Consider the following 17,629-nt stretch of genomic DNA (forward strand, 5'->3'; position numbering starts at 1 on the left):
TTATTTCTCATCTTTTAAAATAATTGGAAAACCTGCCACACAGAACACCACTTTATTTGCCAACTGCCCTAAAGCTTGATGTAAACGTCCTGCTTCATCCACAAATCGACGGCTAATTTCCCCCATAGGAACGACACCCAGTCCAGTTTCGTTACTCACTAAAATAATATGTGATTTGAGTTGGGGTAATAGGTTTAAAAATTTCTCTGTTTGCTGCTGTTGTAATTCAGCATGATCGGATAACAATAAATTGGTGAGCCATAAGGTCAAACAATCCACCAAGATCACTTGATTCTCTTGATCTAATTGCAACAGTTGATCCGCAAGAAAAATAGGTTCTTCACACAATTGCCAATCATCAGGACGTTGTTGTTGATGATGCGCAATACGCTGCTGCATTTCTGTATCTAAGGACTGCGCCGTTGCAATATAAATGACAGATAAACCTGTCTCTTTGGCTGTTTGTTCTGCCAAACGACTTTTACTTGAGCGCGCCCCACCTAAAATCAGTTGCAACATATCTAACCTAGTTCAATTTGCTGATAAGGATACAGGAATCCTTGTAAAATCTGTGCCTTATAATAGCCAAAAGTCAGTTTTTTGACCTCAATATTTATAGTTTTTATCGAATGCTGTTGTATCCGTTCAAGTACAATATCACTCAGCCAAGCTTCACGATACAAGCCTAAAGTAATATGCGGACAATATTCGAGTGCCGCAATTTCTCCAGATAGTTGAGCAAATTGTTGACGAATTTGAGCCAGTACATGATCTTTATCTTTGATATGCAAGAATAAAGCACTGCTAAAACTATCAATCTGGGTGATTTCTAGTTCAAATGGCTTTAACTGCAATTGTTTAACCAAGTCGATCTGTCGATTTAATTGTGCAATTTGGAAATCATCATCATATTTCTTAACATCTGCTGTCAAAAAACCGCAAACAAACAAGGTAATGTGATATTGGCGCTGATTTGATGGGATGAGAAGATTTGAAAATGGTGTTCTGACCTGATCTAGATACCGAATCAATTCAGGTTGATCAATTTCGATATACCACAGTCCGTAGTCTGAACGACCATGATGCCATTCAGGATAATCTCGCAGTTCAGTTGCAATCAGTTGAGTAGATGCTTGTAATAACACAACGTCGACAACATGTTTAAAGTTGTACTATTCAAACACAAATCAATTAAAACATTAAAGTTCTTTTCAATATTTCATTTCAAACAGACTCCGACTTGGTTTCCCCAAACGTCGCGTTAAACGCTAAATCGACATCGGCTAATTCATGTTGAATACCTTGATAAAGCTGATCTAACAACTGTTTCTTTTGAGTTTCGGTCACATCCATGTAGGCGATATTTTTTTGAATGTGTTGAACAATCAATATTTCGTCTAATTCAAGTATCTTCAAAGCATAGGCATATCCATAAATTGCCCCATTTAAGAGATTTTGATCAGGCAACTGTTGTTGAATATGGTTCTCTAAACTTCCTAAAACACGCTCATTAAAATTAAGCTTTTTTAACGGCTCTCTTGCAACACGTTCACACGGATCTTTATAAGCAGATCGACATGAGTTTAAAAAACTTTCAGCCATTCGATCCAATTGCTTTTTTTGATTTGGGATTAAATTAGCTAAACCTAATTTAACTTCATCAACCAGTCTTTCAGCATATTGTCGAACTGCTAAATCAGCCATTGCAATACCAATCGTCTCATGCCCATTTAAACTGGCATACCAAGCAAGCATGGCATGACAACCATTCCACAAACGATTTTTAATGATTTGAATATCCGCAATCTGATCAACCAGAATCATTTGACGCATTTTATGAAGTAATGGACTGCGATTCTCTACATAAATTGGCATATCCGTTTCGCTATGAAACAAAATTAAGTCCATATTCTGTAGGAACTGACCGGCCTGGAATTGCCCTTTCATATCGTCTAAGCATGAACTCAGGTGCTGTTCTTGTTGTTCAGTTAAAGCCGTTTCATCTGAGAGTTCAATGCTATCTTCATTTAAATCAGACTGATATTGTTTAAATAATTGGTGTTTGATATTCAGTTGGCGATACAATGCCTGATCTGTAAGTTTAGAAGCCATCCTGTTTACGACCGTATCACAGAAATAATGTTCAGTTAAAATATGCTCAGCAATATCTTCATCTGTTATTTCAAGCAAAGCCTCACGGAGGTGCTTCAGTACCAAATATTTTGCACAAACTTTATTCAACACAATTAATAAAGTAATTGGCTCATCATTTTGTATCTCTTGTGACATAAAACGTGCGAGCAAGCCTTTTGCAATTATTTTTGCTTCAGATGGAATCGCCTGTTCTGGTAAACACAGCGCAATCAAACTCGATTGCATATACATGTCTAACATTTGCTGCTGATCATCCGCATCAATCACTGTTAGATTTTCGATACGTTCGTCATAAGAACACTGGCTATAGCGAATACTATAGCTTGCAAAACTATTTACAGATTCAAGATATAAATGATTTCTGGTTGATGCCAATATCCGCTGAGGTCGAGTAAAACCATCCCAATGTGATAATACTTGTGCAAGGTATCCACCACCCATCGCACCAAAACCATGAATCCCAACGGTTAATTGATTCAAACTTTGTGGAAAAGATTCTTGCAACTGCGGCATGCTCATTTCAGGAATATATTGATCTAAAGCATTCAGACATTCATTCATGTCCTGATAATAGAACTTTGTTTGAGCCAACATCTGATCATTCGGCTCTTTGATATCTTTAAGTAAAATTGTGATTCCACCTGCTTCAGATGCAGAATTAATTCCATTCTCTGAATCTTCAAACATAAGGCAATGTTGCGGTTGTAAATTTAGTCTTTGTGCCGCTGTGATAAAAATTTCAGGGTGTGGCTTCCCTTGTTCGACTTCATCACCACAGACCAATAAGTCAAAAAATTTATAGACATTGGCATTAATTAGATATTCTTCTGCAATCGCACGACGACTCGATGTTGCAACTGCCATTCTTAAACCTGACTTACGCAGACGCTCTAAAACTTGGATTAAGCCCTTTTTAATGGGAACACCATTTTGACGAACAAACGCCAGTTCAATTTCATCTGCCCGTTTGCGAATAGCAGTATAAGGAACATCTGTACCATAAAACTTTTGTGCCAGTTGTTCAGATGCTTTTGCACTTAATCCTAGACACTGCATTAAATATTCATCTGAGAACTCCTGTCCAATGAACTCATTGGAGGCCTGTTTCAATGTTTGAAAGCGTAAACGCTCAGTATCAAACATTGTTCCATCCATATCAAAAAGTGCCCCTTGGACAGGATAATCATGAAAAATTAACATTTTTACTCCTTTGCTATGAACCAGACTTTTCTTAGGTTAACTAAAAAAGTGCATCAAAATCCAAGGCGTAAATAAATGAAATAAATCTGATCAAAAAACACACCAAAATGGTTATTTTTTGATTCAAGAGCCGCTCATTCTGTTAATAATTTGCATTATTCCAAAAAATATGCTTGTTTTTTTAAGCAAAAACGGCAAATGTTTGTGCTTATAGACTCGAATCTAAATCACGAGCTTAGTCGATATTTTGTTTTGTAGCATTAAGATCCAAGCCAAATACAAACCCACACTGAGCATTAACACACTGAGTAAATAAAAAGGTAAATTGATCGCATAGTGATATAAAAATGTACTGAGCAAAGGTGCAACAATTAAACCAAGCGCCTGAATTGCAGTACATAAACTGGCCATTTTAATTTGTGCATTTTGGCTCACTGATTGTGCCGCACCTGTCGTAAATGCAGGAAGCAGGCTTGCAACCCCTATTCCATATAAAATATAGCTGGCTTGGAAAAAGATGATTTGATCTGCGTTTAACGACAATAATAAACCAGCAAGCATTGCCGTAATCCCTAAGCCTACCAAGGCTTGTAAGCTTAATTTAACAATTTTCACGATAATAATCTGAGTCAGAACCAAACTAAAACCAACAATTAACATACACTGAGAAAAGTAGCTTGCACTCTGCTGTATGTTGAGTTGAAAGCGATCCTGAATATAAAATCCTGCTGTCATATTCAAAGTCACGATTGCCATATAAGTACTAAAACCAAGGATTAACCACGGTAAAGCAGGCTTGATTGAAAACGCTGTTGATTCATCTTTTAAGCTTTGTTGTTGTGTTGAATTGATCTGAGTAATCGTGTCTTTATGAAAAAATACGGTCAGTAAAACACTAAAGATCATCAGTACAATAACAGCCACCCACATTGACAATAAAATCCCACCTAGCAATAAAATAGAAGTTACAAATGGCCCAATGATCATCCCTAAACTGTTCATTGCACCGTACATTGCCATTTTCTGACTTCGTTGTTCTGTATCAGTGACATGCTGCATCACATAACTTTGTAAACCAATTTGTGGCATTGCCATGAATGCCCCTGTACTTGCACGGCTGAGTATAAGAAGTATAAAAATTGCGATAGGAGCTAAACTTTGATTGATGCCAAAATAAAGGATGATTGTAAAAATCGCCCATGTAATGGTCATCCCCCAAAAACCATAATTCATCAATTGATATGGTGTTTGTATTTTCTGATGCTTAGCAATAAAGATTGAAGCAATTGCCATACAAATCGCACCCGCGGATACAATTATGCCCCCCTGAAGCTCGGTTAAGTGTAACTGCCGAATTAAAGGTGCAAGCAAAGGCAAAATCATGGAAAAACAAGTGCCGTTGGCTAAAGTTGCCCAAGCCAATAATTTAAAATTTCTTTGCATAATGAATGTCATAAAAAGAAAAGGCATCTAAAAAAGATGCCTTTTTGATTAGATTAGTATTTGAGGGTATAGCTCAAACCATAAGTACGACCTTGTGCAGGTAAACTAGACATCGCACTATATACAGCTTCAGCAGCTTGGCTAAATACAGTTTTGTACTCCGTATTCCAAACATTGTAGACACCAAAACCAACTGTTCCAGGGCCTGCTTTTGCATTGGCAATCACATCCATCACAGCATAACCTTTGATTTCGCTCGGCAGTTTTATATCTTTGCGCCCCTTTGTATCTACATTCTTATAATCTTGCATTTCTTGTTTCGCTTTATCAGTTCCACTCACAGCAAGTGCTTGAACACGGAGACCAAAGCCGTCTGTAAATTGCCAATCCGTATACAGTGTACCTTTTAAAGGAGAAATACGGGTGCTATCCAACTCTTGCCATTTTCCATCTGAATTTTTAAATTGCCCACGTGTATAAGCGACTGTACCTCCTAATGACATATTATCTGTTAATGGATAATTAACATTTGCTTCAGCACCATAAATACGTTCATCTGTATCAATCACATCAATGTTATATGCGGGCGCACTATTAAAACGTACAACTTTGTCAGAGGTATTATAAAAAGCAGTTACACTAGTATTAAGACCACTATCACCTTGCAAACGCCAACCTAATTCATAGTTATTGACCTTGATTGGATCAATATTATTACTATTCACAACAAAATTAGCAGGTACATCGCGCAACATACGTTGTACATCAGGAATACTAAAACCTTGTGAAAAATTAGCAAATATCTGTTGTACATCTGTCAAATGATAGACTGCACCTAAATTAAATAAAGTTGCATTATGTTTAACCTTACCGCCATTTAATTTTTTTGCTGTATAAGGATATTTTAAATCATTCGTTAAAATATCAGCGGGAATAGATTCACGATATGGCGTTGAATCAGAAACTTTACTATCTATCCTTTCATGACGCATACCAGCTTGAATATTTAAGCGATCTGATATTTCATAATGCCCCTGTAAAAATACACCTAACTTTTTAATTTCTGTATCTGGTCCAAATTGATAAATTTTTTCTGGGGTAAAATCAAGTCCATTGCTTGCGTAAAAGTTGTCAAAATTAAATCTACGAGCAGATGCCTTGTCTGTTTCATTTTCATAATCTAACCCATAAATCAGACCTATGTTACGATCGGAAATCTTAAAATCTTTCTGTAAAGCTGTACGTACCCCCCATACATCAATTTCTGTTTCTGATTGTAGAACGGCATATCCTAAACGAACTGCTTTTAAAAAATCAGGAGACCGCGGATTAGCATAATTTGGATAAAGTTGTGCTAATTCAAAATTTAAAGTTCCATGACCCAGAGGAGAAACTGTTGGAAACCAACGTCCTTTTTCTTTACGGTAGAAGGCTTCCGTATTTAGTTTTTGACCTAATAAATCTTGATTTTCGTATTGAACATTAACCGCATACCGTTCAGTTTTTGGTTGAGTATTTAGTTTCAGCCCTGAAACAGCTTTTAAGCTTGGTTTGACTCGAGTTGGAAATAATAGATTTGCAGCATTGTAACCAGAGAGATTACCGTAATCCGCACCATAATCACTATCCTGCTCATCATTATAATACTGTGCACCAAGGCTTAACTTTTGCTTGTCTGTTAATTGCCAACCTAAACGACCATTTACATCGACTGTCTCAGTGTCTTGACGATCAGTTTGTGCGATTTCAGGTCCAATGCGATGACCATGACTGTCTTGGATTTCCCCACGTTTGGTATAGCCTGCACCTAAGAAACCATTCCAATCCCCTTGATTAAAGGCAACCGATTGATAAGCCTCATAAGCAAGTGCATCATTTTTAAAATTATCACCAGAGGTCACACCAACTTTTGATTCAAAGCTTAAACCTTCCTCAGTACCTTTTTTGGTAATAATATTAATAATACCGCCTGTTGCCCCTGAACCATAAATGCTACTCGCACCTGAAACCACTTCAATTTTTTCAATTGAATCTGGGCTAATACTATTCAATTGACGAGAACTGTCACGAGAACCTGTTTGTGGAACACCATCAATCATATATTGTACTGTTCGCCCACGCATGGTCATACCATAATTACTGGTTGTACCAGAGCTTGGGGTTAATGATGGAACTAATAAGCCTAGAATATCAGCAGTACTCTTACCTGCAGCCGCTTGTTTAGCAATATCCTCTTTATTGATGCTATAAACTGTCCCTGCAATTTCCGCAATACTTTGAGCTGAACGAGTCGCTGTCACCACAATCGGTGCAAGTTGTGCTATTTTTTGACTTTCTACAACAACTGCTTGAGTAGATGGTGCTGTTTCAACAGTTTGAGCATAAAGCTGTGTACTTATGGCTAAGCTCAACAGTGTGAATGATGTCGAAAGTGAACGAACTTTCATAAATTACCCCTAGGTATGTTGTTGCGTTTGTTTTGCTTTGTGAACTAGAACTTGACTGAGCAAGATGCTCAGTACAGATGCGGCTGCAAGAATGAGATAGAAATTTCCATAGCCAAATGCCTTAGCCAAGAAACCTGACATTGCTCCGCCAATGAAATAAACCAGCAGCTCAAAACAGACTAAAATCGTAAAGTCTGTTCCTGCTTGCTCTTTAGAACTGGTTTGCATGAAATGAGCATATAAAGCGGTCATCGCGACGTAACGAATAGCTAAAATGACCACGACAAATACACCAAGTAACATTTGCCATTGATCAAACCAACTCAATAAGACAGCAGCCCCAAGCAAGGCATAAATCAAAGTTCGTGCCCAACCTGCCCAAATCAATAATTGAGTCGCTGCTAATTTTTTTAATAAAAATGCTGCGGATACTGCTGCCAATAAACCGACACCAGCTCCGACTACAGACATCAGTATGCCAATGTGTGCCAATGACCATTTTTGATCAATCAACATGGGATTGAGCATTGCCATCGCGGGGGCTTCAACCACGCGATAACAGACAATCAAGGCCAAAGCCCATAACATTTCAGGGCGTTTAAACGCTCGGATCAGGCTCGGTGCTTGCTTGGCAATTTTTTCTGTATTCGATCTTTCTTTGATTTGGAAAATAGCCAACATTGTGAATGCTGTCATTGCAGCTAAAGCAATCAGTGCCGTTTGCCAACCATAGAGTTGATACAACCATAAAGTAGCAGCACCCCCCACCATACTGCCTAAAGCAACGCCAATACTTTGCGCCATACTTCCTAATCGGTATTCAGACTCGGAAAATGTTTCAACGGTATAACCATCAATCGCAATATCTTGGGTTGCAGCAAAAGTCGAAATCCATAAACCCACAATCACAAAGACACTTAAACCATAGTCAAACTGTGTCAATGCCAAAGCCACCACGCCCAAGACCAATGCAATCTGAGTAAATAACAGCCAAGTTTTGCGTTTACCCAATGATTTCAAATAAAAGCGATCAAGCAATGGTGCCCAAAAAAACTTAAATGCCCACGGGATATACAGTAGCGACAACATCCCAATCCAACGCAAATCCACGCCTTGATGACGTAAAATCGTAGGTAAAGCCACATTGTAAAAATACAATGGCAAAGCATGTGCTAGGTACAGTACCACCACAACCGATAGGCTCAGTGTGGATACTGTTTTGATTGGAAAGGCATTGTCATGATTCAATTGTTGATTCATAACCACCTCTGCACAGCCCATTGCACAGCATCGGCTTGGTTCAAACTGACGAAATAAGGCACATGCCACGCTTTTTGCAGTGCTGGTGTATCTAATCGAATCCGATCTGCTTCATCTTGGGCAATACGAGCAAAACCTAGGCAATATTGATAAAAGTCTGGTTTATATTGCTTATACCATTTCGCTTGAATTGCCCGATATTCTTCGGGAAATTCGGTATTCAGCTCAGTTTGCATAATCAACACAAAATTTCTTTTTTGTTCGAAATATTGTTGGATATGCGCTAACCATTGTTCAAATTCTGCCACCGAGACATGCGCGGCAAAGCGCATATCTAAGATGTGCATCTCATTGATTGATAAACTCATGTAACACTCAGGAATTTGGCTGGCTGATCTGCGAGCTGTTGTTGTAATTGCTGTGATGTTTGGAGCGATTGACCAAACTTGTTATAAAAAGTTTCTCTAAAGCAGTAGTACAACATGGCGGTTTTCTCAGCCATTGGAATGAGACGCTGGCTTTCATAGCAAAGCTCCTCGACCACTGCCGCATAAGGCTTAACTGTATGGTCGGGTTCTCCCACAATTTTTTTGGCTTGGGAGTTTTCAAAAATATAAAAACTCAATAAGCGAACAGTTGGACGTAAAAAGCCTTTGCCAAACACAGATTTATCGCCAAAAAGTAGATGCCAACCTAGATCATGGTCATCACCGTCGTAATAACGACCTAAACGATCCCGTTTACCTTCATAGATTTCGGTATAACCCACATCTTTACCATCCACGCCCACAATCAATAATCGCTGATGGTCATCTGCAAGCATCTTGTCGAAATACACCTGCAAATCCAGTTCAGATTTATTCAATTGCCATTGTGGAATCACATGTGGCTCATGCATCCATTGATGCAATAAAGGAATATCTTGTGGATATTGCACTTGTCTTAAATAATATTGCGTACCATTCTCATGGTATTCATAGTAATCAGGGAGTCGCTGAGAGATTGTGTTCATATCAGACCTTTATTTATTCAATCTTAGAAATATTTAGCCAGCTTTAGATTTAGCTTGTTGAGTGCCCCATTCCGCCAATGTCTCTGGACTCACTGGGTTTGCAATTGGATCAAGGAAAACAGGCACAGGACGTTCTGCTTCATCGTTATAACTTGTGGTAAATAAACGAACACGGTTCAAACAAATCTTGGTGTAAGTTGGTCGTAACATGGCAAATTTTTCAGCACGTTCAGCCAATTCAGGATGCTGTTGGTTAAACTCAACGATAACGTTGGAAATGGTTTGCCAGAAATCAAGTTCTGAATATTCAGGATAATCTTGCAAGAACACATTACAGATATAACGGTAATGCACCATGAACAGACCTGTGAAAATGAAATGACTTAAATCGGTTGCTTCATGACGTAATAACAAATTAGCTTCAGATGGCAGTTGACCTAATTCAGGGAAATCTTCATCCACCAAATTGATATCATCAATAAAGTCTTTTAAGACCAATGCTTTTGGCACACCATTTTCATGCACCAACATGGTGTTTTCGCCGTGTGGTGAGAATGCTAAACCGTAGCGATACAAACAGAGTAATAACGGACTTAAACAGACTTGCGCAAATTGCGCTAACCAAGCCAAAGGATTTAAACCAGATGCTTGAATCAGTACACTAAGGATGGATTGACCTGAAATATCTCGATGTAATAAGGCAGCTTGAGAAAGTACTTGTTGCGATGGGTCAACGTAGCGATCAACACTTTCACGCCATAAGCAGCCAAAGAGTTCTTTAAATTGATAAGGCGCACCTTCAATTTGGTCAAAACACGGTTGATGAATGGTTAAGGTCGCCACTTCACCCAAGAAAATCACACCTGTTTCTTGCAAGTCTTGATCTTGTTGATGAATTTGCTTTAACCATGCAGTAACAGCAGGCGCTGCAAGATTACGTTTTGAAGGTAATCCACGATAAACAGCCGTGTTAAAAATACTCACTGGCAGTTTAATGTAATGACGTTGTAAGTTGGATGTATTACATAAAGTCCGAATTGACTGCATCGGTACATAGCTGTCTTGGCTAATGTTCAACTCAATGATTTTCTGATCGACAATTTCATTGGCATAGGTTGGAACCAGCCATTGATGCCATTGCCAAGCATGCACAGGAATCAAGAAATAATCTTGTGGATTCAACGCTTTGGTTTGTAGAATGTTTTGAAATTGTTGAAGTTCATTGGCATCAAACTCATGTTGATACAAAGCACAAGCATCCCATTGTTCAGTGCTACGATATTCCGCTAAATCACGATGTACAGCTAACCATAATACTTTGACTTCTGGTGAGAGTTCAGGTGCAGCACTTAAATAATCATCATAACCAAAGCCCATACGTCCCTTACTCATGATCAGCCAAGGATGACCGCGTAACATGCCTTCAACTTTATAATGCGATTCAGTTAAAACCGCAGCACTTGGCAAACGCGTTTCATTGAACAAATGTGCTTCTGCCAGCCAAGTATTGTTCATTTCCTTAATCAAATACGCTTTGGTGAATGGCTTGACATTCGAGCTGTCAGACATTGCGACAATAAACTCATGTAAATTCCAAGCAGGCTGATCACTGTGCTGACCATTGCTTACATCACGTACCGAGCCTTCCTGAATATTCCAGTGTCCAAGTAAATATTGATGTCCTTGAAATTCATACTGACGATTGCCTAAATCTAACTGATAACGTCCTACTGATAAGGCTTTAACTTCAATAATTTCTTCGTAGAGAAACTCTGCAATCGCCATTTCAATGAGACGTTGCCCTGCGGCACGCCATTGCTGCTGATTAATTTTTAAAGTTGCAAAGTTCATATCAATTTCTCATAAGTTGAATACACAGCAGCAGTTTGTGTTCGTGTGCCTACACCACGACTGGTTGAAGGTGTCGTTATCGTGTTCTGTTCTGCTGTCTTTAAAATCGAAAGGTTTTTACTCGCTGTCTTTTCACAAAGACAATCTTCTAAAACGGCTTTTTTATCTGCCATACAAATTTTAGGATTTTGAGAGAGGTTAAAGTGCTGGAAAGTCTGTACCTGTTGCCCAAGCTCATAAATCTGACGCTCAGCCAATTGATTAATAATCGTAGCTGCACGATAAGCGCCAAGACCTAAGTCTGGTGTACCAACCCCATGACTATGCATTTCTTGATTTTGAACAAAAATATGACCATTCAGATGATGTACAACTCGATAGTCCTCGGTAATTTGCCAACGCTGTTTATGATCAAATTCAATATAAGGTTTCAGCAACTGCATAAAACCAAAGTCAGGCGTAAAGTAACCTGTTGCTGCCACAAGGAAATCACAATCGAGATGGAAGCTTTGCGCCGTGGCACGATGCTGAAAATGCAGTCGAATCTTTTGAGTATCTAATACTTCAGCATCTTTTAAATCGCACTGACTATGTAAATGTGTTTGTAAACTTTGACCCGCGATGCTGCGGTGATAAAGTTTTTGATAGATTTCACGAATGGTTTTTGCACTGATCCCCTTGTATAACAAGGCTTGCTGCTGCAATTGCTGTTCTTTTTTCTCGACTGGCAAATCATAAAAATGCTGCGCATAGTCAGGGCTAAAGTGCTCCAGTCCCAATGGTGCATATTCCATCGGGAAAAAACCTTGAGAACGGGTAAACCAATGCAAATCAAATGGATGATTTGCCTCATCTTGCTGTTCATCAAACAGATCAATAAAGACTTCAGCCGCAGATTGCCCTGAACCAAGCACCACCACATCGCCATGTAAATCCGTATCAGCATGCGTCATATATTGAGCTGAATGCAGACATTTTTGTGGTTGCTGTTGCTGAACTTTTGCCAGACATTCAGGCAAATAAGGCACATTGCCGCTTCCAATCAATAAATGACGGCATAAATAACTGTGCTGAATCCCTTCTGACTCAACTAGTACCTTAAAACCGATGGTTTGAGGTTCAATCATCAAAACACGAGATTGGTATTCAATACAGTCAAGCTGTTCTGCAACCCATTGGCAATAATGGTTATATTCACAACGTGGAATATGTGGTTGCTCTAAGAAATAGAATTTATACAAACGTTGATGATGACGCAGATAATTCAAGAAACTGAATGGACTGGTTGGATCAACCATCGACACCAAATCCGCCATAAATGGCACTTGTAATACCGTATTCGGTAACTGCATTCCTGCATGCCAATCGAATTGAGCTTTTTGCTCGAAAAATGCATAGTTCAATGCACTTTTATTCTGTAGCAGACTGGCAAGACTTAAGTTAAAAGGCCCTAAACCAATTCCAATAAAATCAAGCATAACTGACATCCTTTTCTGTCATAAACAGTGGATTTGGCAGTTGTACATAAACGGATTGATTTTCGACGGGTGCTATCAGTTCATCTAATTCATGCAAACGGGTCAGTAAATTACCCTTATAAGGTAAAGTTGGATTCAACAATAACCCCTGCAATAATGTGCTATCAGGGTATTGCTGTAATTGCACCTGTAAGAAAGTTTTTAAATGTTCAAGCAATTCATCTTCGGTGATATAGCCTGTTGCACCAATCGCATTGATCATGCCAAACAAGGTATTTCCAAAGAAATAATAACTAAAACGTTCATCCACGAAATCTTTAGGCCCAACGGCAAATGCCTTTTCTTTCAGCTCAGGTAAAGCTTGCAGAATTTCAGTGGCAAATTCTTCAATGTAATAGAAACCTTGGTTATCACGTAGCCACAAGGTTTTTGGGAAATGATTTTCTAACTCCAATAACACATTCTGCTGATGTGATTCAAAAGCCATACCATAACGATGGTAGACATACATTAAAGGCTGCAAGCTGACTTCAAGGAAACGATTAAACCAATCCAAAGCAATGTCTGAAAAATCGGTTTCATGGTGCGTTTTTGCTATTTTTGCAAATAAAGCATTAAAACGATTGAGCGGTTTACTTGGATGATCCTGACATAAAGAAGCAATACAGGTAACTTGCTGTTGAGGATGGAATGGCTGATCACGGAAAATACAGATACTTTCATTGACCACTTCATCATCAATTTTTAAAGCAATCCACGCTGGATCATTCACCGCTTTTAAGCTTGGGCACTGTTTTAAAATGTTTTGACCCAATTCACTGTGCCATAAACGATGCGTCAGCTCACCACGATGGCATTCTTTGGCTAAATTGACGCGAATAGAATTGGTGATCATCACTGAAAGTGAGGGTTTCACCATCCAAGTTGCATTAAAACTCGCCAAGGTTCGGATTGAAGTGGTTGGAGAAAATTGCCAGCCTCGTAAGCCTAAATCAATTAACTGTCCCGTTTGTTTAAGACGTTCAAACCACGGTTTACTTTGTAAGTAACGTGCTTGCCATGGATGCAAAGGCAGTAATTTATATTCGGTATGGGTTTTTAATAGATTGATATCTTGTTCAGATAAATACCACTGTAAAGCAGTTTTTAATTGAGCTGAAATACTTTCATCAGTAGCACTACCCTCAGAAATATAGTCTTGATGAACCAACCAATAATACAGTTGTGTCTTGCCTTTATGTTCAGGAGAGAACTTTAACCAATCTTCATGCACAAATCCTGTTCTACTTTTTGGTGCTGGGTGCATACTATGCCCCAGAATGAGCGCCTGCTCTGTTTCAATAAAACTCTGACCTGCTTTGACCAAATCATCAAAATCGCTCTCACGTTGTACTAAAAACTGTTGCAGTGCATCACGACTTTGAATCCACTTCTCTACTAAAGATGCAGCATCTAATGGAATAGATGATTCAAAAACCAGTTCTTCAAGCAGGAGACCTACAATTGTAATAGGGCTTAAAGTTTTGATTTGTCCATGGATAATAACTTGTGGAACATCTGCTACACGATGTCGCCCGACTCGGCTGACATAAGATAAAGGAAAATTACATTGAGCTTGAATAGAATGGATAGGGATTGATAACAGCGTTAAACCTTGGCTAAACGCTTGTTGTTGCGGACTTTGCTGATTTCTATTAAGCAAGTGACCTTTGCCAGTTTCTTGCGTATATGCGTTGACGAAGTGTTGTATCGCCAACCGATTGGCAAGTGATTGCATCTGTCGGTATCCTCTTATAAAGAGAGAGTTAATTTTTTTTCGAATGTTTTGAGCTCTAAACAAACCTTATTACAATGTTATTCACCGTAAATAAGATATTATTAATGATAATTATTATCATTAATAATATCAATTATAAATTTAAGCTAAACCTCTGCACTTAATACTTTGTTTTTTAATATGAAAAATTAATTTAGATCAAGAAAAATACAAAAAATTATAATTCCAATTATCAATAATTTCAATTATAATTTAATCTCTTATTGTTTTTATGAATCAAATAAAAAAGACTTTCTGCTTTAAAGTCTTTTTTAAATATATTAACAATCTAAAACATCTGAAAACGTCGCTTCCAGTAACTTAGCTAGATCAACTGGGTTAAGACCAATGTCCAAACCTCTTTTTCCACCACTTACATAAATCTTGTTTAATGACTTGGCTGTCTCATCGATTACAGTTTTGAGTCGTTTTTTCTGTCCTAAGGGACTAATTCCACCGACTAAATAACCAGTTAAACGTTCAGCATCTTTTGGATTGGCCATTTGTAGCTTCTTGCACCCTACTGCTGATGCAACTTTTTTTAAATTTAAGTGATAATTCACTGGCAAAACTGCGATGAAATAATTTTTTTCATCGGTGACCATTAGCGTTTTGAATACTTCATCTACATTTAGATTGAGTTTTTCTGCGGCTTCTAAGCCAAAACTTTTTGCATTTACATCATGTTCATATTCATGAACTGTGAATGCTATTTTATTTTTTTCTAATAACTTACAAGCTGGAGTCATTTCTTTTCAGTTCTTCGATTTAGTCATTAAAGTAGTATAAGTGTAGCATTTAAAAATTAAGGATTAAATTTGCTTAGGCTATTTTGAGATAAATCTATTCTTGATAAAAATTCAATTAACCTCATATATTTACTAACAGTAAACAGAATGAGCTCAAGCAACGATGAGTTATAAACATAATAATTTGATGGCAATGCGTCAGAATTATTGGGATGATGAGTCATCTCCTACTGTGCAAGAAGAGAAAATTTTTCTTCGGAATACTTTGATTGAAGAAGGTATTTTTAAAGATGCGACTTTAGACGACACCAAGTATTTTTTCTTTACATTACCCAGTATCATTATTGTGAAAGCTCATGCTTTAGGCTTTCATCATAGTCATGTAAAGCGTATGTTGATTGCTCATATTCATACTAATCGTGCAGCTTTAATGAGAAAATCTACTCTAAAAATTCAGTTTAGGATTTAGGACATCTGTATAGTAAAGCCAAATTTGAAATTTAAATTTTACTTAGGCTATTCTGATTTATTGACCTAATTCACAAATTTAGACTGATAATTCAAGAGATTGAACTATTTTAATACGTTCAAAAGCTGTAATATCCGCTACAATTTAAGTCTCGGCTTTCAACCCTCCGATTTCAGCATAGGATTTTTCTTTCATGTCAGATCAGAACGATAAGCTTAAGAATCTAAAAACCTCCTCTGTAGATCGTCGCTTATCTATTGCAAAAGCCTCTTTACTCGCTGGAACACGTTGGGCGACTGCTAGCGCTACTTCAATTTTTTCTAGTGAAGAAGAAAAAGAGAAAAAGCGTAAAAAAGCCATGGCTGAACAAGCTCATTATTTAGTTTCTGAAATAGGAAAACTAAAAGGATCTATCGTAAAGATTGGTCAAATGATGGCTTTATACGGCGAACATTTCTTACCTGAAGAAATTACACAAGCATTAAATACATTGAACAATCAAACTGTCGCACTTGCTTGGCCTGCAATCAAAGCGCATTTGCAAGAACAGTTAGGTTCAAAATTAGATGAACTCACGATTGATCATGAACCAATTGGTACAGCTTCACTTGCCCAAGTTCATCGTGCGACACGTAAATCAGATGGTTTAGAACTGGTTCTTAAAATTCAATACCCTGGTGTGGCGGAAGCAATTGATTCTGATATGAATCTATTTAAGAACATGCTTAAACTCACACGTATGGTGCCACAAACTCGTGAATTTGATCAGTGGTTTGATGAAGTTCGTGAAATGATGCATCGAGAAGTCGACTATGGCATCGAAGCCGCAACGACGCGTCGATTTGCTGATCGTTTAAAGAATGATCCACGCTATGTGGTACCAGAAATCGTAAATGAATTTTGCTCTAATAAAGTGTTGTGCATGACTTTCGAGCGCGGTGTACCAATCAATAGTCCGGTAATGCTTTCCCTCCCCCAAGAACGTCGTAACAAATTAGGCGAAGCTTCTCTGGAAATTGCAGTACGTGAATTATTTGAATGGGGTGAAATGCAAACTGATCCGAACTTTGGTAATTACCTTGTTCGTTTGGGTAACGGCGATGATGTAAAGGATAAAATCGTTTTACTTGATTTCGGGGCGATCCGTCAATTTGATGATAACTTACTTGCTGTAGCACGGAATCTTATTCATGCAGGTTATGACCATGATAAAACTGCAATGGTTAAAGCCATGACTGGTTATGAGTTTTTTGATGCAATGCCAGAAAGTATAAAACCAGGTATGGCAGACGTGTTCTTGATTGCAACGGAGGCTTTTAGTTGCCCAAGTAATAATCCGAATATGCCAGCTGGTATAATGGATGACCAAGACCGCTACGATTGGAAAAAAAGCCAACTCCATAGTCGTGTAATGCAACAAGCAGCACAATCAATGGCATCTCGTTATTTCTCTGTTCCACCAAAAGAATTTATGTTTATTAGCCGTAAGTTTATTGGTGCATATACGTTTATGACTGTGATCGAAGCAAAGACAAATGTACGAAAAATGATTCGTCAGTTTGCATAAGCGCTATACCTAAAGTCATTTTGACCAATCTGATTTGTCAGTTTGGTCAATTTTTTTAAAATTTATTTTTCTGATATTTCTTTTATTCATTTAAAAACAATAATATAAAATCCATGTACGAACCATTTTACCCTTTATCTTTCTTAATTTAGCACGTCAAACAAGACATAGTTTTTTTGACTA

The 17,629-nt window shown here is 38.0% G+C and carries 14 protein-coding genes; 2 read left to right on the forward strand and 12 right to left on the reverse strand.

What is annotated here, in order from left to right; genetic code table 11:
• From cobU to ybaK, 12 genes are all read right to left on the reverse strand, one after another.
• Entirely contained in the window at positions 1–519 is a 519-nt protein-coding gene (gene cobU, locus O1449_RS07810; protein WP_269237959.1) for a bifunctional adenosylcobinamide kinase/adenosylcobinamide-phosphate guanylyltransferase, read from the reverse strand.
• Between the two features lie 2 nt (positions 520–521).
• Entirely contained in the window at positions 522–1,145 is a 624-nt protein-coding gene (locus O1449_RS07815) for a 2'-5' RNA ligase family protein (RefSeq protein WP_269230341.1), read from the reverse strand.
• Between the two features lie 79 nt (positions 1,146–1,224).
• Positions 1,225–3,354 carry a bifunctional mannitol-1-phosphate dehydrogenase/phosphatase gene (mtlD, locus tag O1449_RS07820; RefSeq protein ID WP_269237960.1) on the reverse strand — a complete coding sequence of 710 codons (2,130 nt, stop codon included), beginning with the start codon at positions 3,352–3,354 and terminating at the stop codon, positions 1,225–1,227.
• Positions 3,355–3,576: 222 nt separating this feature from the next.
• A complete protein-coding gene (locus tag O1449_RS07825; protein WP_269237961.1) occupies positions 3,577–4,797 on the reverse strand; it encodes an MFS transporter in 1,221 nt (406 codons plus the stop codon).
• 53 nt (positions 4,798–4,850) lie between these two features.
• Complete coding sequence (locus O1449_RS07830; protein ID WP_269237962.1) at positions 4,851–7,244, reverse strand: TonB-dependent receptor; 2,394 nt, start codon at positions 7,242–7,244, stop codon at positions 4,851–4,853.
• Positions 7,245–7,253: 9 nt separating this feature from the next.
• Positions 7,254–8,504, reverse strand: coding sequence for an MFS transporter (locus O1449_RS07835; RefSeq protein WP_269237963.1), 1,251 nt, complete (start codon positions 8,502–8,504; stop codon positions 7,254–7,256).
• Complete coding sequence (locus tag O1449_RS07840; protein ID WP_269237964.1) at positions 8,501–8,872, reverse strand: hypothetical protein; 372 nt, start codon at positions 8,870–8,872, stop codon at positions 8,501–8,503. Before O1449_RS07840 ends, O1449_RS07835 begins: the two co-directional genes overlap by 4 nt.
• Complete coding sequence (locus O1449_RS07845) at positions 8,869–9,516, reverse strand: GNAT family N-acetyltransferase (protein WP_269237965.1); 648 nt, start codon at positions 9,514–9,516, stop codon at positions 8,869–8,871. The genes O1449_RS07840 and O1449_RS07845 overlap by 4 nt, the downstream gene beginning before the upstream one ends.
• A gap of 33 nt (positions 9,517–9,549) precedes the next feature.
• On the reverse strand, positions 9,550–11,367 hold the full coding sequence (locus O1449_RS07850; protein WP_269237966.1) for an IucA/IucC family protein: 1,818 nt from the start codon (positions 11,365–11,367) through the stop codon (positions 9,550–9,552).
• Complete coding sequence (locus O1449_RS07855) at positions 11,364–12,845, reverse strand: lysine N(6)-hydroxylase/L-ornithine N(5)-oxygenase family protein (protein ID WP_269237967.1); 1,482 nt, start codon at positions 12,843–12,845, stop codon at positions 11,364–11,366. The genes O1449_RS07850 and O1449_RS07855 overlap by 4 nt, the downstream gene beginning before the upstream one ends.
• Positions 12,838–14,622, reverse strand: a complete 1,785-nt coding sequence (locus O1449_RS07860) for an IucA/IucC family protein (protein ID WP_269237968.1) — start codon at positions 14,620–14,622, stop codon at positions 12,838–12,840. The genes O1449_RS07855 and O1449_RS07860 overlap by 8 nt, the downstream gene beginning before the upstream one ends.
• A gap of 320 nt (positions 14,623–14,942) precedes the next feature.
• Positions 14,943–15,410, reverse strand: a complete 468-nt coding sequence (gene ybaK / locus O1449_RS07865; protein WP_269237969.1) for a Cys-tRNA(Pro) deacylase — start codon at positions 15,408–15,410, stop codon at positions 14,943–14,945.
• A gap of 163 nt (positions 15,411–15,573) precedes the next feature.
• On the opposite strand from ybaK, the gene O1449_RS07870 reads away from it, so the two are divergent.
• Positions 15,574–15,879 carry a hypothetical protein gene (locus O1449_RS07870; RefSeq protein ID WP_050039743.1) on the forward strand — a complete coding sequence of 102 codons (306 nt, stop codon included), beginning with the start codon at positions 15,574–15,576 and terminating at the stop codon, positions 15,877–15,879.
• Between the two features lie 193 nt (positions 15,880–16,072).
• Positions 16,073–17,446, forward strand: coding sequence for an ABC1 kinase family protein (locus O1449_RS07875; protein WP_269237970.1), 1,374 nt, complete (start codon positions 16,073–16,075; stop codon positions 17,444–17,446).
• Positions 17,447–17,629: the final 183 nt, after the last annotated feature.

The sequence above is a fragment of the Acinetobacter sp. TR3 genome (assembly GCF_027105055.1).
Taxonomy (GTDB): Bacteria; Pseudomonadota; Gammaproteobacteria; order Pseudomonadales; family Moraxellaceae; genus Acinetobacter.